Annotated in this window: 19 protein-coding genes; 14 read left to right on the plus strand and 5 right to left on the minus strand. The window is 70.4% G+C overall.

The annotated features are described in order from the left end of the window. The first annotated feature begins 54 nt into the window (after positions 1 to 54). From dapE to AB0K21_RS17780, 3 genes are all read left to right on the plus strand, one after another. Positions 55 to 1,116: a succinyl-diaminopimelate desuccinylase gene (gene dapE / locus AB0K21_RS17770; protein ID WP_364151076.1), complete on the plus strand. Its 1,062-nt coding sequence runs from the start codon at positions 55 to 57 to the stop codon at positions 1,114 to 1,116. 280 nt (positions 1,117 to 1,396) lie between these two features. Further along, complete coding sequence (locus AB0K21_RS17775; protein WP_343976275.1) at positions 1,397 to 2,167, plus strand: TIGR00730 family Rossman fold protein; 771 nt, start codon at positions 1,397 to 1,399, stop codon at positions 2,165 to 2,167. Positions 2,168 to 2,199: 32 nt separating this feature from the next. Continuing rightward, on the plus strand, positions 2,200 to 2,787 hold the full coding sequence (locus AB0K21_RS17780; RefSeq protein ID WP_343976278.1) for a TIGR00730 family Rossman fold protein: 588 nt from the start codon (positions 2,200 to 2,202) through the stop codon (positions 2,785 to 2,787). Here AB0K21_RS17780 and AB0K21_RS17785 read toward each other — a convergent pair. After that, complete coding sequence (locus AB0K21_RS17785; protein WP_343976281.1) at positions 2,764 to 3,186, minus strand: hypothetical protein; 423 nt, start codon at positions 3,184 to 3,186, stop codon at positions 2,764 to 2,766. The two genes, AB0K21_RS17780 and AB0K21_RS17785, sit on opposite strands and share 24 nt — an antisense overlap. Before the next feature lie 41 nt (positions 3,187 to 3,227). Here AB0K21_RS17785 and AB0K21_RS17790 point away from each other — a divergent pair, with 41 nt between their 5' ends. After that, on the plus strand, positions 3,228 to 3,995 hold the full coding sequence (locus tag AB0K21_RS17790; RefSeq protein WP_364151081.1) for a hypothetical protein: 768 nt from the start codon (positions 3,228 to 3,230) through the stop codon (positions 3,993 to 3,995). Further along, on the plus strand, positions 3,992 to 4,570 hold the full coding sequence (locus AB0K21_RS17795; RefSeq protein ID WP_364151084.1) for a DNA-3-methyladenine glycosylase I: 579 nt from the start codon (positions 3,992 to 3,994) through the stop codon (positions 4,568 to 4,570). The genes AB0K21_RS17790 and AB0K21_RS17795 overlap by 4 nt, the downstream gene beginning before the upstream one ends. Before the next feature lie 116 nt (positions 4,571 to 4,686). Here the strand turns inward: AB0K21_RS17795 and AB0K21_RS17800 are convergent, their stop codons facing one another. Next, on the minus strand, positions 4,687 to 5,469 hold the full coding sequence (locus tag AB0K21_RS17800; RefSeq protein ID WP_343976290.1) for an enoyl-CoA hydratase-related protein: 783 nt from the start codon (positions 5,467 to 5,469) through the stop codon (positions 4,687 to 4,689). Positions 5,470 to 5,502: 33 nt separating this feature from the next. Further along, a complete protein-coding gene (locus AB0K21_RS17805; protein WP_343976293.1) occupies positions 5,503 to 6,285 on the minus strand; it encodes a PaaX family transcriptional regulator C-terminal domain-containing protein in 783 nt (260 codons plus the stop codon). 189 nt (positions 6,286 to 6,474) lie between these two features. Here AB0K21_RS17805 and AB0K21_RS17810 point away from each other — a divergent pair, with 189 nt between their 5' ends. Beyond that, positions 6,475 to 6,642: a DUF3117 domain-containing protein gene (locus AB0K21_RS17810; protein WP_084195322.1), complete on the plus strand. Its 168-nt coding sequence runs from the start codon at positions 6,475 to 6,477 to the stop codon at positions 6,640 to 6,642. Between the two features lie 193 nt (positions 6,643 to 6,835). Further along, complete coding sequence (locus tag AB0K21_RS17815) at positions 6,836 to 8,266, plus strand: leucyl aminopeptidase (RefSeq protein ID WP_343976302.1); 1,431 nt, start codon at positions 6,836 to 6,838, stop codon at positions 8,264 to 8,266. 54 nt (positions 8,267 to 8,320) lie between these two features. Here the strand turns inward: AB0K21_RS17815 and AB0K21_RS17820 are convergent, their stop codons facing one another. After that, a complete protein-coding gene (locus tag AB0K21_RS17820) occupies positions 8,321 to 8,971 on the minus strand; it encodes an O-methyltransferase (RefSeq protein WP_343976304.1) in 651 nt (216 codons plus the stop codon). 171 nt (positions 8,972 to 9,142) lie between these two features. Here AB0K21_RS17820 and sigE point away from each other — a divergent pair, with 171 nt between their 5' ends. The 5 genes from sigE to AB0K21_RS17845 all read left to right on the plus strand — a co-directional run bounded on the left by sigE (position 9,143) and on the right by AB0K21_RS17845 (position 13,572). Next, positions 9,143 to 9,775 (plus strand): RNA polymerase sigma factor SigE, encoded by a 633-nt coding sequence (gene sigE, locus AB0K21_RS17825; RefSeq protein WP_364151089.1) that lies wholly within the window; start codon positions 9,143 to 9,145, stop codon positions 9,773 to 9,775. Between the two features lie 52 nt (positions 9,776 to 9,827). Next, positions 9,828 to 10,358 carry a zf-HC2 domain-containing protein gene (locus tag AB0K21_RS17830; RefSeq protein WP_343976310.1) on the plus strand — a complete coding sequence of 177 codons (531 nt, stop codon included), beginning with the start codon at positions 9,828 to 9,830 and terminating at the stop codon, positions 10,356 to 10,358. Positions 10,359 to 10,393: 35 nt separating this feature from the next. Continuing rightward, the gene (locus AB0K21_RS17835) at positions 10,394 to 11,395 is read left to right on the plus strand and encodes a sigma-E factor regulatory protein RseB domain-containing protein (RefSeq protein WP_364151236.1); all 1,002 of its coding nucleotides are present in this window, start codon (positions 10,394 to 10,396) and stop codon (positions 11,393 to 11,395) included. A 95-nt stretch (positions 11,396 to 11,490) separates the two neighbouring features. Beyond that, positions 11,491 to 13,110, plus strand: a complete 1,620-nt coding sequence (locus tag AB0K21_RS17840; protein WP_364151093.1) for a trypsin-like peptidase domain-containing protein — start codon at positions 11,491 to 11,493, stop codon at positions 13,108 to 13,110. A gap of 105 nt (positions 13,111 to 13,215) precedes the next feature. Further along, on the plus strand, positions 13,216 to 13,572 hold the full coding sequence (locus AB0K21_RS17845; RefSeq protein WP_343977496.1) for a sec-independent translocase: 357 nt from the start codon (positions 13,216 to 13,218) through the stop codon (positions 13,570 to 13,572). A 75-nt stretch (positions 13,573 to 13,647) separates the two neighbouring features. Here the strand turns inward: AB0K21_RS17845 and AB0K21_RS17850 are convergent, their stop codons facing one another. Next, positions 13,648 to 14,790 (minus strand): P-loop NTPase, encoded by a 1,143-nt coding sequence (locus AB0K21_RS17850; protein ID WP_343977494.1) that lies wholly within the window; start codon positions 14,788 to 14,790, stop codon positions 13,648 to 13,650. A 270-nt stretch (positions 14,791 to 15,060) separates the two neighbouring features. Here AB0K21_RS17850 and AB0K21_RS17855 point away from each other — a divergent pair, with 270 nt between their 5' ends. Both AB0K21_RS17855 and AB0K21_RS17860 read left to right on the plus strand, forming a co-directional pair. Next, a complete protein-coding gene (locus tag AB0K21_RS17855; protein WP_343977491.1) occupies positions 15,061 to 15,540 on the plus strand; it encodes a MarR family transcriptional regulator in 480 nt (159 codons plus the stop codon). 215 nt (positions 15,541 to 15,755) lie between these two features. Continuing rightward, positions 15,756 to 17,675: a Xaa-Pro dipeptidyl-peptidase gene (locus AB0K21_RS17860; RefSeq protein ID WP_343977488.1), complete on the plus strand. Its 1,920-nt coding sequence runs from the start codon at positions 15,756 to 15,758 to the stop codon at positions 17,673 to 17,675. Positions 17,676 to 17,685: the final 10 nt, after the last annotated feature.

The raw sequence follows: 17,685 nt of genomic DNA on the forward strand, positions 1-17,685 counted from the left end.
GGGGCGGCGGGGGCGGGCTCGTCCGGTTCCCGCGCGGGCACTAGGGTCGCGGGCATGAGTACGCGTCTGGATCTCACCCAGGATGTCGGGGAGCTCACCGCCCGGATCGTGGACGTCGAGTCGGTCAGCGGTGACGAGAAGGCACTGGCCGACGCCGTGGAGGAGGCCCTCCGGCTTCTCCCGCATCTGACGGTCGAGCGCGACGGCGAGTCGGTCGTGGCCCGTACCCGGCTGGGCCGCGGTGAGCGGGTGGTGATCGCCGGGCACCTGGACACCGTCCCCGTCGCCGGCAACCTGCCCAGCCGGGTCGAGGGCGACCTGCTCTACGGCTGCGGCACCTCGGACATGAAGTCCGGCGTCGCGGTCGCCCTGAAGCTGGCAGCGGCCCTCCCGGAACCCAGCAGGGACGTGACCTACGTCTTCTACGACTGCGAGGAGATCGAGGCCGAGCGCAACGGCCTGCTCAGGCTCAGCCGCAGGCACCCCGACTGGCTCGCGGGGGACTTCGCGGTGCTCATGGAACCCACCGACGGCGCGATCGAGGGCGGCTGCCAGGGCACGCTCAGGGCCCAGATCGTCACCCGGGGCAAGCGGGCGCACAGCGCCAGGTCCTGGTTCGGGGTCAACGCGATCCACGCCGCCCAGCCGGTGCTCGCGATCCTGAACGCCTACGAGGCGAGGCTGCCCGTCGTCGACGGGCTGGAGTACCACGAGGGCCTGAACGCGGTGGGCATCGGCGGTGGCGTCGCGGGCAACGTGATCCCGGACGAGTGCGTGGTGACGGTGAACTACCGTTTCGCCCCCGACCTGTCGCTGGAGGAGGCGCAGGCCCACGTGAGCGAGGTGTTCGAGGGGTACGAGGTCCGCTTCACCGACGGCGCGGCCGCCGCGCGGCCCGGCCTGACCCATCCGGTGGCGGCGGCCTTCGTCGACGCCGTGGGCGGAACGCCGAGGGCCAAGCTCGGCTGGACCGACGTCTCGCTCTTCGCCGGTCTCGGGGTGCCCGCCGTCAACTACGGCCCCGGAGACCCGAATATGGCGCACCAGCAGGGGGAGTTCGTCTCACTGAAGAAGATCGCCGACTGCGAGCGCGGAATGCTCGGCTGGCTGTCGTGAAAGGCCGGGCCCACCCGGCCGGGCGTGCCGTTCACGGTGGGGTGGGGCATCCGGCGAGTGTGATCCACTCCACCCTGACGTGGGCGGTTACCCCGTGAGGGGCCGGAGCGATGTGCGGCGCAAATGAAAGTGGCTTTCCTCGCCGGCCATTTGGCGGGGAAAGCCACTTTCAGTCCCGAGCAGCACCCTCGGCAGTTAGACGCGCTCCCGTCAAAATTCGGTTCCATGTTTTCATGGAGATTTTTCAAGATTTTTCCGGGGCGGCACTACGGTGTCCCGCATGAGGAAAACACGTCCTGAACGCCGCCAGGGAGCCGCGGTGGTCCGCGGTGACCTCGTCTCCGACTCCACCTACGATCAGCGGCTTCTCGACAGGAGAGGGCCGGCCGACTGGCTGCACATGGACCCCTGGCGGGTGATGCGGATCCAGGCCGAGTTCGTGGAGGGCTTCGGCCAGCTCGCCGAGCTGCCCCAGGCGGTGACCGTGTTCGGATCCGCGCGTACCCCCGCGGGCAGCCCCGAGTACGAGATGGGGATCGAGCTGGGCAAGAGGCTCTCCGAGGCGGGCTACGCCGTGATCACCGGTGGCGGCCCCGGCTGCATGGAGGCCGCCAACAAGGGGGCGGCGGAGTCCGGCGGTGTCTCGGTCGGCCTGGGCATCGAGCTGCCCTTCGAGCAGAGCATGAACGAGTACGTCGACCTCGGCATCGAGTTCCGCTACTTCTTCGTGCGCAAGACCATGTTCGTGAAGTACTCCTGCGGCTTCATCACGCTGCCCGGCGGGTTCGGCACCCTGGACGAGCTGTTCGAGGCGCTCACCCTGGTCCAGACGGGGAAGGTCACCTCCTTCCCCGTGGTGCTGATGGGCACCGAGTTCTGGGGCGACCTGATCGGCTGGATCAGGAACACCCTCGCGCGGACCGGCAAGATCTCCGCCCGGGACGCGGATCTCATCCACGTCACCGACGACGTGGACGAGGCGGTCCGGATCATCGTGGAGGCCGACCGCACCAGGGCCGACCGCACCAGGGACGGGCGGAGAAGCCCATGACCCCGGTCGGCGAAGCCGAATAAGGTCGGGGCGTGTTCATATGTGTATTCCTCGCGTCTAGTCAGAGAATCGACAAGAAGTACCAGGAGCTGGCCGAGGAGGTCGGCGCGGAGCTCGCCAGGCGCGGGCACGACCTGGTGAGCGGAGGGGCCAGGGTCTCCTGCATGGGCGCGATCGCCCGAGCGGCCCGTGCGGGGGGCGCCCGCACCGTGGGCGTGATCCCCCAGTCACTGGTGGACATCGAGCTCGCGGACGAGCACGCCGACGAGTTGGTGATCACCGGCGACATGCGCGAGCGCAAGGGGGTCATGGACGCCCGCTCCGACGCCTTCCTGGTGTTGCCGGGCGGCATCGGAACGCTGGAGGAGCTGTTCGAGATCTGGACGTCCCGCACGCTGGGCCTGCACGACAAGCCCCTGGTGGTCCTCGACCCGTGGGGCATCTACCGGCCGCTGCGGGACCTGGTCGAGGGCATGCAGGAGGCGGGCTTCACCCGGCCGAACGTCTTCGACGCCATCTCCTGGACCGCCACGGTCGACGAGGCGTTCCGGCTGCTGGAGAAGTCGACCAGGCACCTGGAACCGAGTGCCGAGGAACTAGGCGAGGCCACGGCGGGTTAGCGCGGGTGGACGTCGCCCGGCGAGGGAGTCGGTCATCTCGACCGCGAGCCGCACCTGTTCCCGGCGATCCGTACGGAACACGCGGGCACCCGCCCAGGCGCAGATCGAGGCCGCGGTGAGTTCCGCGGCCTCGGCGTCCCTCTCGTCTCCGGCCTTCCCGGCCTGCCCGCCGGCGGCCAGCCTGGCGGGGGTGACGACCACGGTGTGCCCGGCGCGGACGAGCTCCTCGACCTCCCCGATCGAGTGGGCCTCGACCCAGCCGGGTTCGCCAGGATCGCCGGGGCCGAGCACGAGGGGGACCGTCCCGGTCCGCCCGCTCGGAGAGGCCGGGGCCCGGTCGTCGCCCGCCTCGGCGGAGGCGGGCGGGAGGCTGCTCTCTTCAGGGAGCGGAGGAGTCACGACCCGATCCTAGGTCAGCGGAGTTGTGGCACGATTCGTATGTGCTGGTCGTATTAGCCCTCGCTGCCGTAGCCGTCGTCGCCAGTGTCACGGTGGTCGCCATGGGCCGAGGGGGTGAGCTGAGCGAGTTCGCCCCCGACGTGCCTCCGCTGGACCTGCCCAAGGGCGGCCAGCTCGGTGCCGTCGACTTCATGGCGCTCCAGCTCCCGGTGAGCCTCGTCGGCTATCACACCCAGAGCGTGGACGAGGCGCTGAACCGGGTCGCCGGAGCCCTGAGCGAGCGTGACACCAGGATCGCCGTGCTGGAGCAGCGGGTGGCCGAGCTGCTCGCCGGCCGGCTCCAGGCCCGCCACGAGCTCAAAGGCGGCCTGCCCGCCACCCTGCGCGAGCTTGAGGCGCCGTACGAGCTCTCCGGCCACGGCAGGCCCGCGGCGGACAAGGAGCGTGCCGACGGCTCGTCCGCCGTTTCGCTCACCGAGCGCGAGGTGCCGCCCCGGCTTCCCGACCCGGCCGAGCCCGTGCCGGACCTCGTGCCGGACCTCGTGCACGACGAGGGGGATTCCGGCGGGTCACCGGCCGTTCCACGGGGCGGGCACGGGCCGCAGGAGGCCGGCGGGCCCTCCGTGGCGGATGGGAGTTCCGTGGCGGAGGAGCCGCCTGGCGCGTCGCGGGTCTCCTCGCCGTCCGAGCCGTCCCGGGTGCCGGACTCCTCGTCCCCTTCCGGGGTTTCGCCGGAGCCGTCCTCCGACGCCGTCGGCGTCCACCTCGGTGAGCGGCCGGGGACGGACAAGAAGGAGGAGTCCCGTTGACCGAGACCTCGCGACCCGTGGTGCCCGCGGCACCCGTGGAGCTCGTGCGCTGCGGGTGGGTGAGCGCGGCCCCCGACTACATCGCCTACCACGACGAGGAGTGGGGCCGCCCGGTCACCGGCGACGACCGGGTGTTCGAGCGGATCACGCTGGAGGCGTTCCAGTCCGGCCTGTCCTGGATCACCATCCTGCGCAAGCGGGAGAACTTCCGTGCCGCCTTCGAGGGGTTCTCCATCCCGGCCGTGGCCGCCTTCGGCGAGCAGGACGTCGAACGCCTGCTCGCCGACGCGGGCATCGTCAGGAACCGGGCCAAGATCGAGGCGACGATCGCCAACGCGAGGGCCGCGCTCGGCATCGGCCTGTCCGACCTTGTCTGGAGTCACGCGGACCCCGGCTCGCCGGTCCCGAAGACCCCGGCGGACCTGCCCGCCCAGACCCCCGGCTCCAAGGCGCTGGCCAAGGAGCTCAAGTCACACGGTTTCCGTTTCGTCGGCCCGACCACCGCCTACGCGCTGATGCAGGCCATCGGCCTCGTCAACGACCACCTGGCCGACTGCTGGACACGCCGGGCCTGACGGTCTCCCTCCCGCGGGCGAGGGGGAGCCGTGCGCGGACGCCCCGCCGCCCGCGCGGCAGGGAGCGGGTACGCGGCGGCCGGGCCGGGTTCCCGGCGGAAACCGCCGGCAGGCCGTCAGCGGCCCTGGAAGACCGGGCGCTCCTTGGCGAGGAAGGCGCGGGTCGCGTTCAGGTGGTCGTCGGTCCCGGCGCAGGCGTCCTGGAGGTCGGCTTCCAGCTCCAGGGCCTCGGCCAGCGAACTGGTCGAGGCGAACCGCAGGGCGCGCTTGGTGGCCGTGTAGGCGCTCGTGGGCCCCTGTGCCAGCCGTACTGCCAGTGCGTGGGCGGCGGTGTCCAGTTCGTCGGCGGGGACGACCTGGGAGACGATCCCGAGTTCGAGCGCGCGGGCCGAGCCGACGGGCTCGCCGAGCAGTAGCAGCTCCGCAGCGCGGCCCGCTCCGACCAGGCGCTGCAGGGTCCAGGAGGCACCCGAGTCCGGGGCCAGGGCGATGCCGGAGAAGGCCATCGCGAATCTGGCCTTCTCCGAGGCGATTCGCAGGTCGCAGGCGAAGGCCAGTGCGGCGCCCGCGCCCGCGGCGACGCCGTTCACCGCCGCGACGACCGGCTTGTCCATCTCGGTGATCGTGCGGACGATCGGGTTGTACTGCGTACGTACCGTGTTGTCCAGGCCCCGGCCGGCCTCCAGGTTCGCGGCGTGCTCGCCCAGGTCCTGGCCGGCACAGAACGCCCGCCCCGTCCCGGTCAGCAGCACCGCCCGCACGGCACGCTCCTGCGACGCCGCGGTCACCGCCTCAAGCAGGGCGGTCTTCGCCCGGGAGGTCAGCGAGTTCATCGCCTCCGGCCGGTTGATGACGATGGTGGCGACGGCGTCGTCGACGGAGTAGAGAACGTCGTTCAACAAGGGCTCCTTCGGGCTTCTCGGCTCCGCGTGCTACGGCTCGCCGAGGTGGCGGTCGACGAAGGCGGCGGCGGCTGGGAGCAGCCGTCCGGCCTCGTGTTCGAAGTAGATTCTGGCCTGCTCCCCCGGCCAGCCTTCCGGCAGGAGCTCGGCCGGGAGCCCGGGGTCGTGGAACAGGAAGTTGCGCCAGCCGTGCAGCAGCCTGCTGCGGACGGCGAACACCCGGGCGTCGCTCGCGTCGCCGGGCAGCTCGCCGATCAGGTCCGTCGCCTGGGCCAGCCATCTCCGGTAGGCGGCGCCGATGCCGTCCAGGTCCCATGTCCTGGCGGCCAGTGCCGCGGGGTCGCCGTCGAGCACCGCGTCGAACCGTTCGGCGCCGACGCCCTCGCGGCTGAGGATCGCCTCCAGCTCGGAGGAGGGCCGGAGCCCGATCCAGGTGGTCTCGGACAGGGGCGCGTACCCGATGAAGGAGAGCTCGGCCCGGAGGCGCTCCCTTCTGGACCGCTCGCGCACGGGCTCCAGCACCAGGATGTGCCATCGGCCGTCCCAGGTGATCGTCCCAACTCGGTAAATTCTCAGCGCGGCTTCGTCGAGGCGGTGCACGCACTTGGGGGTGACCTCGTAGCCGGGGCCTCCGGGCAACCGGGCGGGCGCCAGCCAGCCTTGCCGTACCATCCGCGAGATGGCGGTGCGCACGGCCGGAGCGGCGATGTCCAGCGGGGCGAGCAGGCGGACGAGGGCGGCCACGGACGCATGGCCGCCTCGGGATCCGAGGTGGTCCCCGTACAGATCGAAGAGCGCGGCGCGGGCGTTCACGAGGACAAGTTTGGCCGTCCGGGGGGTCTCGGACAACGGTCTTGATCGCCGGATGAGCCGACGCTGAGACTGATCGTTCCCATTCTCCGTGCGGAGGCGGGATAATAGGACATCACAGAAGACGTGAATGCGTCGGCCACCCTCGGGTCAGTCGGAGATCCGGAGCCCGAAGCAGGAAGGGATACACGCATGGCGGCTATGAAGCCGAGGACCGGTGATGGTCCGCTGGAGGTCGTCAAGGAAGGCAGGGGGATCGTCATGCGGGTTCCTCTGGAGGGGGGCGGCCGTCTCGTCGTTGAGCTCTCCGCGGACGAGGCAAGTGCTCTTGGTGAGGAACTGAAGAAGATCGTCGGTTGATACCGATCTAAGACAAAGTGGCGGAGCCGGGCCCTATTTGAGCTTGCTCGGGGAGCATGACACCTGCGATGGCCCGCGCGACCGACGATGAACACGGCCCTGGCCGTCGGACCGCCTTGCGGCGGCTCGCGCCAGGGCCGCGGTGTTCTCCCCGGCTTCTCTCTCCTGCCGGGCCTGACGACTGGAGTCATCCATGCCCATCTCCCCCTGTCTGCTCCTACCCCGCGTGCCCTATGCCCAAGGGCTGATCGTCGGGGAGGACGCCGAGTTGCTCGCCGTCCCCTTCGCCGAGGATCTCGCGCCCGAGATCGAGTTGCCGGTGCCCGTGGCCGCGTTGCTCGCCCACTACCAGGCCAAGGGCGAGGCGGGTGAGATCGTCGAGGTCCCCGTCGCGAACGGCGACGCCGTGGGCCGGGTGCTCCTCTACGGAGTCGGGGACGGGTCGGCGACGGCCCTGCGCAAGGCCGGTGCGGCGGTGGCGCGGCGCGGTAAGGGCAAGGACGCCGTCAGGATCGTGCTGCCCGGCGGGCCGGTGGCGGCCTTCGTGGAGGGCGCGCTGCTGGCCACGTACACCTTCAGGGTCGGCGAGGCGAAGTCCCCCGTGACGACGCTCGAATTCGTCGGAGACGAGGTCGAGGCGGAGGTCGCAGGCGCGGAGGTGATCGCCGGGGCCGTCGCGCTCGCCAGGGACCTGGCCAACACCCCGTCCTCGGTGAAGTCACCGGCCTGGCTCGCCGAGCGCGCCGCCGAGCAGGGCGTCGCCGTGCGGGTGTGGGACGAGCGGGAGCTGCGCGCCGGCGGCTTCGGCGGCATCCTCGCCGTCGGGAAGGGGTCGGTGAACCCGCCCCGGCTGATCCAGCTCTCCTACCGGCCCGAGGGCGCGACGCGCCACGTGGTCCTGGTCGGCAAGGGCATCACGTACGACACCGGCGGCCTGTCGCTCAAGCCGACCGCCGGCATGGTGTTCATGAAGACCGACATGGCCGGCGGAGCGGTGGTCATCGCGGTCCTGGGCGCGCTGGCCTCGCTCGGCGTGCCGATCCGGGTCACCGGCCTGGTCGCCGCCGCCGAGAACTCCTTCTCCGGTTCGGCCCAGCGCCCCTCGGACGTGATCACACAGTACGGCGGCCGGACCGTGGAGGTGCTCAACACCGACGCCGAGGGCCGCCTGGTGCTGGCCGACGCGCTGGCCTACGCCGACGCGGAGCTGGACCCGGACGTCGTGGTCGACGTCGCCACGCTGACCGGGGCGATCAGTGTGGCCCTGGGCAAGAATCTCGGCGCGGTCTTCACCTCCGAGGACGCGCTGGCCGGCGCGCTGGTCGAGGCGGGGGAGGCCAGTGGGGAGCGGCTCTGGCGGATGCCGCTGATCGAGGACTACCTTCCCGCGCTCGACTCGTCGGTGGCCGACCTGACCAACATCGAGGCCGGATCGACCTACGGCGCGGGTTCCGTCACCGCGGCGCTGTTCCTGCGCGAGTTCACCGGCGGGCGGCCCTGGGCACACCTGGACATCGCCGGCGTCGGCCGTAGCGGCGCGGACGAGGGGCTCTTCAGCAAGGGAGCCACCGGATACGGCGTGCGCCTGCTGCTCGAATGGCTGGCGGGGCTCCAGGAGCGGTGATCGCGCGGCGGGCGGGACGGTGTCGTCGTCCCGCCCCCGGCCGGGTGGCGGCCGTCAGTCGGAGAGCTTGACGGCCGCCAGGATGCCGTCTCCGAGAGGCATCATCAGCGGGCGGAGCCGCTCGTCGGAGCGGACGAGCTTGCCGAGCTCCCTGATGGAGACCGTGTCGGGGTCCCGCTGTACGGGGTCGGCCACCCGGTTGCCCCAGAGGGCGTTGTCGAAGACGACGATGCCGCCGATCCGGAGCAACCGGACGGACTCGGCCAGGTAGTCGGCGTACTCGTGCATGGCGCCGTCGCAGAAGACCAGGTCGTAGCCGCCGTCGGACAGCCGGGGGAGCACGTCGAGGGCGCGGCCGGTGATCAGGCGGGTCCGGCCCCCGGAGAATCCGGCCTGGGCGAAGCTCTGCCTGGCCAGTCGCTGGTGCTCCGGTTCCACGTCCACGCTGGTGAGCGTGCCGTCCTGGCGCATGCCGCGGAGCAGCCACAGGCCTGACACCCCGCAGCCGGTGCCGATCTCCACGACGGCACGGGCGTTGATGGCGGTGGCGAGGAAGCAGAGAGCGGCGCCGCCGCCGGGCCGGATCGGGGGCGCTCCCACCTCGGCTCCGCGCATGCGCGCGGCCAGCAGGATGTCGTCCTCCCTGTGGAAGTCATCGGCATAGGCCAGAGTGGCCTCCAACGGACTTGTCGGCGTCTCTGCCATCGGCCTCTCCTCCCGCTTTCTCCGTACACAGTCATATAGGCGCTGGGTCGCAGCCTAAGGGAGGCAGGCCCGATCGGGAACTCATGTCGTCCCCGGTGCGTTGCACGGTTTAAGCGGCCTTTGCCGGTCCTGAAGGTAGTCAGTGCGCACGAAGGGACGAAACCAGGCACTATGGCGATAGCGGTGGTCCCGGAGAGAGGAGTGCTGGTGGACGAGCCTGACCACCAGGCAGAAGCTCCAGTGTCTGATTGGACGCCTCCTACCTGGGAGGAGGTGGTCCGGGCGCACTCGGCACGAGTGTATCGGCTGGCCTATCGGCTGACCGGCAACGTGCACGATGCGGAAGATCTCACACAGGAGGTCTTCGTCCGGGTCTTCAGGTCCTTGTCGAACTACACGCCAGGCACTTTCGAGGGCTGGCTGCACCGCATCACCACCAACCTGTTCCTCGACATGGCGCGGCGCAAGCAGCGCATCAGGTTCGAGGGGCTCGCCGACGACGCCGCCGAGCGGCTGCGCGGGCGCGAGCCTTCTCCCGCACAGGTGTACGACGACACCCATCTGGAGCCCGACATCCAGGCGGCACTCGACGCGCTCGCGCCCGAGTTCCGCGCGGCCGTCGTTCTGTGTGACATCGAGGGGCTGTCCTACGAGGAGATCGCGGCGACGCTGGGTGTGAAGCTCGGCACGGTTCGGAGCCGGATCCACCGTGGACGGGCGCAGTTGCGTGAGGCGCTTGAGCATCGCGCGCCGCGGAACGATCTATTCCCCCCGAGCGTTACTCACGGGGAGGAATTCGCATGAGAAATCACAGTCATGACGAATGTCACGACGAGCCACTTGGCAAGGAGTGCGCATGAGTCATCTAGGAGAGCGTGTTTCCGCACTGGTGGACGGTGAGCTGAATCACCACGAGCGCGACCGGGCCCTGTCGCATCTGGCCTTCTGCGCCGACTGCCGGGCCGAGGTCGACGCCGTGCGAGCGCTGAAGAGCCGGTTGCGGTCCCTCGACGGGCCCGCGATGCCGACCGACCTGACGATGTCCCTGCTGCGGATGGCGGAGCCCGGCGGCCCGTTGCCCCCGCGTGAGCGCCCCTTTCCGGCCTCGCGCACCTTCGGCGGAGCACCTATTCCGAGCATGTACAGCGTCGCTCCCCCGGACAACCGTCCCAGGAGCCGGGCCCAAGGACCTCGCCGCACCCGGAGAGCGGGTTACGTCGCGGTGGGTGTCGCCTCGGCGGCCGTGGCGATCGGCACACTGTTCGTGGTAGGCGGGGCCGACCCCAATCCGCGTGTCGTGCCGCCGGTCGACATGTTCGCCAACCAGCACAGGAACACGGCACCCTACGGCGGATCGGCGACGCCCACCTTCTCACCCACTCCGTGATCCGGCTGCCCGCCACGATCATCCTGGTGGCTGTCATGTTGCTGGGGCTGGTGACGGGCGGTACGGCACACGCGGTCAGGACCTCGCACGCCATACCGCCGGACGAGGCGGAGAACGAGGACACCGGCCTGCACCTGCTCCGTGAGGCGGCGGTCGCGGGCCGGGCCCGTGGATACTCAGGCACCCAGTACGTCACGGTATGGGGGGCCTCCGGCTCCACCTCCGCGGTGCTGGAGGTGCGCAACGTCCCCGGAAAGGGGATGACGGTGCATGCCGAGCCCTCGGGCTCCGTGCGGAGCGCCGATCCAGGCACCCCCGCCGGGGGCATGTCCAGCCCGTCGGAGACGATGCTCGAGGTGCTGGCCCGGAACTACCGGGTGGTGGCCGCCGGGGAGGGGCACGCCTGCGGGCGCCCCGCCCGTCTGGTGAACGTGCTGCGCGGGGACGGCACGGTCGCCGCCCGCTACTGGATCGACAAGGCCGCCGGGCCGGTGCTGCGCCGCGAGCTCATGGACGCGAGGGGCCGGGTCGTCAACGTCGGAGCCTTCGTCGATCTGGCCCTCGACCCGGTGGCCAAGGGGGCGGTGCCCACGGTGCCGCCGCTGGCCACCGGGGGCCTCGACCTCGTGGAGATGCCCCGCCTGCTGGCCGCGGGCTGGCGTATTCCCCGTGCCCTGCCGGGCCGCCTGGAGTTGTTCGCCGCGCGAAGAGCCCCCGCTGGATACTTATATTTGGGGTATTCAGATGGGTTATCAGTTGTGTCGGTTTTTGTGCAGCCCGGAGTGCTTGATGAGGATCATCTCCAGGGTTGGCATGCGGAACGGCGCAGCGGGCATACGATCTGGATTCGAGGCCCGGTTGGGCAGGAGATGATCTGGGCGAGTGGGGGGCATGTCTATACAGTCTTCGCGGACGCGCCGGCCGACATGGTCGACACGGCTGTCGCGGCCCTACCGCACGAGCATGTTCCGGATCTCTGGACGAGGCTCGGCCGAGGTGCGAGTCGCCTGCTCTCGTGGGTCAATCCCTTCGGTTGACGCGTGTTTTACACATCTCGTATGCCACTCGGGGGAAGATTGCCGGGTTGACCCGGTGAGTGGGCATCTGCGAGGCAAGGAGTAGTGAGTATTCGATGACCGACGAGGCCCGTACCGGCCACGGGGCGCACGATGCTGCGGGGCGTACGCCGTCGGACTTCACCGACGGTGGTCACGGCGCTCCGGAGTCCCGCCACGCAGACTCCTCCGGCCCCGAGTTCTCGCGCCCCGAGTTCCTGCCCGCCGGAGAGGGGGCGCCGTCCCAGGCCGAGCAGCCGGACAACGACGGCTGGAGCCAGTTGGGCGCCCCGCCAGGTCGTGGCCGGTGGGGTGGCCGGCAGGGGCAACCCGAGCTGTTCCGTCACGACGACGGGGAGCCGCCGGCGGGCGAGGGCGTCCAGGGACAGGGCTACGCGGAGAGCTGGGGCGACCCCTCCGGCCGGCCCAGGTACGACACGGCGGTCTTCGCCGCCCACCAGGCTCCGCCGCCACCGCCGCCCACCCAGGCGTTCGGCCTGGGGCCCGGCTGGGCGCCGCCTCCCGGCGGCCCGGGGCTGGCGGGGAGCTTCGGCGGCCCGGCGTCCGCGGCGGTCCGCGGGCCGCGCACGGCCACGCTGGTCGTCCTCGCCGTGGTGATCGCGTTGCTCGCCTCGCTGCTCGGCAGCGTCGGCACCTATCTCCTCACCAAGCCGACCGGCTCGGGACGCGACCCCTCCTACAGCCTGGGGAACGCGCCGACCGGTTCCAACGCCCGGCCCCCGGACTCGGTGGCGGGCGTGGCCTCGAAGGTGCTGCCCAGCGTGGTCTCGCTGGCGGTCGAGGGCGGGACGAGTTCCAACACCGGTTCCGGCTTCCTGATCAAGGGCGGCTATGTGGTGACCAACAACCACGTGGTCGCCGGCGCCGATCCGAGCGGCCGGATCCAGATCCAGTTCAACAACCGCAAGTCCACCTCCGCCGTCGTCGTCGGCCGCGACCCCGAGTCCGACCTGGCAGTGGTCAAGCCGGCGGAGACCTTCGGCGCCCCGGAGATCACCCTCGGCAACTCCGACAACGTGGTCGTGGGCGACCCGGTCATCGCCATCGGCTCCCCGCTGGGCCTGACCGGCACCGTCACCTCCGGCATCGTCAGCTCGCTCAACCGCCCCGTTCAGGCGGGTGAGGAGAACAACTCCGAGACCACCTGGCTCAGCGCGGTCCAGACCGACGCGGCCATCAACCCGGGCAACTCCGGGGGACCGCTGGTCAACGGCAACGGCGAGGTGATCGGCGTCAACTCGGCGATCGCCACTCTCGGCAGGTCGGTCGGCGGCCAGAGCGGCAGCATCGGCCTCGGTTTCGCCATCCCGGTGAACCACGCCCGCCGCGTCGCCCAGGAGCTGATCACCACGGGCAAGGCCAAGAAGTCGCGGATCGGTGTCGCCATCGACCCGACCTACCAGGGCGTCGGGGTGCGCATCGCGACCGAGGCCAAGCAGGGTGGCCAGCCGATCGAGCCGAACGGCCCCGCCGCCCAGGCGGGCCTCAAGCCGGGCGACGTCATCCTGGAGGTCGACGGCATCGTGCTGCAGGACGGCAACGAGCTGATCGCGCTGGTCCGCAACAGGGCTCCCGGTGAGAAACTCTCGGTCAAGTACCAGCGCGGCGGTCAGGAGAACACCGCGACCGTGACCGTCGGCACCGCGCCGGACCAGCCCGCACCCGAGCCGTCCTGAGCCGCCGGGCGGGGGCGCGTGCTCACGCTCGGCGGTATTAGTCTGGAACCTCTCCGGTATGTGGCCGGAGAGGTGCCCATGGCCTCTTCCCGGTAGGAGATCACCGTGTTCGGACTCGGCTGGCCTGAGATCGTGGCGCTGGTGGTCATCGCCCTCCTGGTGTTCGGTCCGGAGAAACTGCCCCAGGCCGCCGCCCAGGCGGGCAAGACGTTGCGCAACCTGCGCAGGATGGCCAACAACGCGAGAGACGACCTGCGGACCGGGCTGGGGCCGGAGTTCGCCGACTTCGACCCGTCCGACCTGAATCCGAAGAACTTCGTCCGCAAGCACCTCACCGCTGATCTTGAGGACGACTGGAACTCCACCCCGGCCACCGCCACCGCCGAACCCGCCTCCTCCTACCCGGCGGGCGGCGAGCTGGGTTACGGCGAGATCCCTCCGTACGACTCCGAGGCGACCTGAGTCCCTCCCGGGACGGACGACGGCGGCGCCCCCCACAGGGGGACGCCGCCGTCGTCGTGTCGGAGCGGGTGCCGTTCAGCCGCGCCGGGTGGGCGAGATGCCGAGCTGGAGGCCCTTGAGGCTGGTCGACTTCTTGCTGAGGGAGCCGGCGATGCGGATCAGCTCGGCCGCGGCCGGGGCGTCCGGGTCGGTCAGCACGAGCGGCTTGCCCTCGTCGCCGCCCTCGCGCAGGCGCATGTCGATCGGCACCTGGCCGAGGAGCGGCACGCGGGCGCCGAGGGTGCGGGTGAGCGCGTCGGCCACGGTCTGGCCGCCGCCCTCGCCGAAGACCGAGACCCGCTCGTCGCAGTGCGGGCAGGGCAGCCACGACATGTTCTCGATGACACCGGCGATCTGCTGGTGGGTCTGGACGGCGATCGATCCGGCCCGCTCGGCGACCTCGGCGGCGGCCTGCTGCGGGGTGGTCACCACCAGGAGCTCCGCGGAGGGCATCCGCTGCGCCACGGAGATCGCGATGTCACCGGTGCCCGGGGGCAGGTCCATCAGCAGCACGTCCAGGTCGCCCCAGTAGACGTCGGCGAGGAACTGGTGCAGGGCCCGGTCGAGCATGGGACCGCGCCACACGACGGGGGTGTTGCCCTCCGGCTTGAACATGCCGACCGAGATGACCTTGATGTCATGCGCCACCGGCGGCATGATCATGTCCTCGACCTTGGTGGGGCGCTCGGAGGTGCCCAGCATGCGAGGGATGCTGTGGCCGTAGATGTCGGCGTCGACGACGCCGACCTTGAGACCGCTCGCGGCCATCGCGGCGGCCAGGTTGACGGTGACCGACGACTTGCCGACACCGCCCTTGCCGGAGGCGACGGCGAAGACCCGGGTCAGCGAGCCGGGCTGGGCGAAGGGGATCTCCTTCTCGGGGCCCTTGTTGCCGCGCAGCTTGCTCTGCAGCGCCTTGCGCTGCTCGGGGCTCATGACGTCCATCTCGACGGAGACGCCGGTCACTCCGTCGATCTTGGAGACCGCGGCGGTGACGTCTCGGGTGATGGTGTCCTTCATGGGGCAGCCGGACACGGTGAGGAAGATCGCGACACGTACCGCCCCCTGGGGGGAGATGTCGACGCTCTTGACCATTTCCAGCTCGGTGATCGGCCGACGGATCTCAGGGTCGTTGACGGTCGCGAGAGCGGCCATCACCAGTTCCGGGGTAGGTGCCATCGAAGTGTCGGCAGCGCGGCGTCACCCGGGGGTGACGGAGGATGCCGTCCCTCCTTGTCTGTTATCGATGAGGCGTCTCAAGGGCAGGAGTTGCCCGTCGCGGCGCTCGTATGGCTTGGCGAGAGGCCCGATCCCGTCAGGGAACGGTCGGCGTCGTGAGTCCAATGGTATGAACCACGGAACGTCGGCAGGAATTCCGGCTCCGGTTCTGGTCGCCGGATTCGGACAATTCGCTGTGTAGATGCGCGTGCAACGTTCTAAGGTTACTGGGTGACCCTCACGGCGGGCGAGTCCACGGAGAGCTTCAGCTCGGAGGAGCTGATGCTCTGGCGCATGCTCCAGCGAGCACAGGTCCGCATCGCCCGAGTGCTGGAAGCCGACCTGCTGGTCGAGCACGATCTGTCCCTGGCCTCCTACGAGGTCCTCCTGCAGCTCTTCGAGGCGCCCGAGCGGCGGCTGAGGATGAACGACCTGGCGGACCGGGTGCTGCTCTCGCGCAGCGGCCTGACCCGGCTCATCGACCGCCTCCAGCGTGACGGCCTGGTCGAGCGCGAGGCGTGCACCAGTGACGCGCGCGGCCTGTTCGCGGTGCTCACCGACGCGGGCGCCGCGCTCCTGGCCGAGGCCGGCCCCACCTATCTGCGCGGTGTCCGCGCCCAGTTCCTGGACATGCTCGACGCCGACGAGCTGCGCCGGTGCGCGGTCATGCTGAACAAGCTCCTGCCCGTCTCCGGCACCGAACCCTGCTGAGGTCCCGCGGCGGGTAGCCGCCGCACCCGGCCGCCCCCCGCTTCCGCCTGCCCGGGCCCGTGCCGGGCACTCCTGACCGGACGGCCGGACAGGGCTGTCGAGCGCCATGTCACATACCAGCCCCAGGGTGATGTCGAACACATAAAGGATCTTGCGGACTATACGGACAAAGATTGATATTGCGGATGTTTCCCTAGTTGTTCTGGAGGCTCCGCTTGCCGAAGTTACGGGCAGCCCTCATCGTCCTCGCGGTTCTCGCGACGGGCGTCACCCCAGCCCACGCGGCCACCCGGCCATCCCTCACCGTCGAGCAGGGGCGGACCCAGCCGGTCTTCTCCTACGCCGACGCCGTCCGCGAGCACGTCTACGTCGAGTCGAGTGTCGACAGCGACTCCGATGGGAGGCCGGACCGGGTCCGTGTCGACATCATCAGGCCGAAGGAATCGGGCCCCGGGCTCAAGGTACCGGTGATCATCGATGAGAGTCCGTACTACGACAACTCCGGCCGGGGCAACGAGGCCGAGCGGAAGGTCTACGACGCCGCCGGGAACGTAGTGAAATTCCCGCTGTTCTACGACAACTACTTCGTGCCGCGCGGTTACGCCGTCCTGAATGTCGACATGATCGGCACCACCAGGTCCGACGGCTGTCCCGACGTCGGCGGGCAGGCCGACGTGCTGGGCGGCAAGGCCGTGATCGACTGGCTGAACGGCCGCGCCACCGCCTACCGTCCCGACGGCACGCCCGCGGTCGCGGACTGGACCACCGGCAAGGCCGCGATGATCGGCAAGTCGTACGACGGCACGCTGGCCAACGCCGTGGCGGCGACCGGCGTGCGGGGGCTGGAGACCATCGTGCCGATCTCGGCGATCAGCTCCTGGTACAGGTACCAGCGCTCCAACGGGGTGGTCTACAACTACGACTACATGTCGTGGCTGGGGAACTACGTCGACACCGACCCCGAGGCCAAGTGCGCCGCGGTGCGGGCGCGGCTGGACGCCGAGGACGGCGACGACACCGGCGACTACAACGGCTTCTGGGCCGAGCGCGACTACATCGCGGGCTCGATGGCCGATGTCTCCAAGGTGCGTGCCAGCGTCTTCGCCGTGCACACGGTCAACGACCTCAACGTCAGGCCCGACAACTTCTCCAAGTGGTGGCAGGCGCTGGCCGGCCGGAACGTGCCCCGCAAGATCTGGGTCGGGCAGTACCAGCACGTCGACCCCTTCGACTTCGAGGGCCGTCGTGACCTCTGGGTCGACACGTTGCACCGCTGGTTCGACCACTGGCTGCTCGGCGTGCAGAACGGCGTCATGCGCGAGCCCCGCGCCGACGTGCAGACCAGCCTCGACCGCTGGATCACCCAGCGCGACTGGCCCGCCCCGCTCTCCCTGAAGGTTCCCTTCCGCCCCGCGGCCGACGGCTCGTTCGGCCTGGTCCCGGCCAGGAGAGGGCAGACCGCCACGTTCACCGACATCCGCCAGTCCGAGGACGCGATGGTGGCCGACGTCGGCACCGTCAAGCCGGGGCGGGTGGCCTTCACCACCGGCGAGCTGCCGCTGGATCTGCGGCTGTCCGGCACGCCCGTGGTGGACCTGCGCGTCGCGCTCGACAAGCCCACCTCGAACCTGACCGCGCTCCTCGTCGACTTCGGCGAGGACACCCGGATCGACTGGCGGCGGGGTCAGGGCATCACCACGGTCGCCGAGGAGAGTTGCCACGGCGAGAGCACGGCCTCCGACGACGCCTGTTACCGGCAGGTCGTCACCAACCGGGCCACCCGGCCACTGGAGATCGTCGCCCGTGGCTGGATCGACGTGCAGAACCGCGACTCGCTCAGCGAGCCCTCGCCGCTGCCCCCGGGCACGTACGGCAAGGTCAGCTGGGAGACGCTGCCGCAGGAGTACGTCTTCAAGAAGGGACACAGGCTGGCCCTCGTGATCGCCGGCACCGACTCGACCTACAGCGCCGAGCGGGCCACCGGCGCGAACGTCACCGTCGACCTGGCGGAGAGCAAGGTCGTGATCCCGCTGGTGGTCAGCACCCTCGGCGGCGCCGACGTGCCGAAGGACACGTCCAGGTGGCAGGGGCCGGCACGACTGGACCTGCCGGTGCCGGAGAACCGGTTCTTCTAGACCGCGGAGG

This window comes from Streptosporangium sp. NPDC049248 (genome assembly GCF_040678965.1).
In the GTDB taxonomy this organism is placed as follows: Bacteria; Actinomycetota; Actinomycetes; order Streptosporangiales; family Streptosporangiaceae; genus Streptosporangium; species Streptosporangium fukuiense.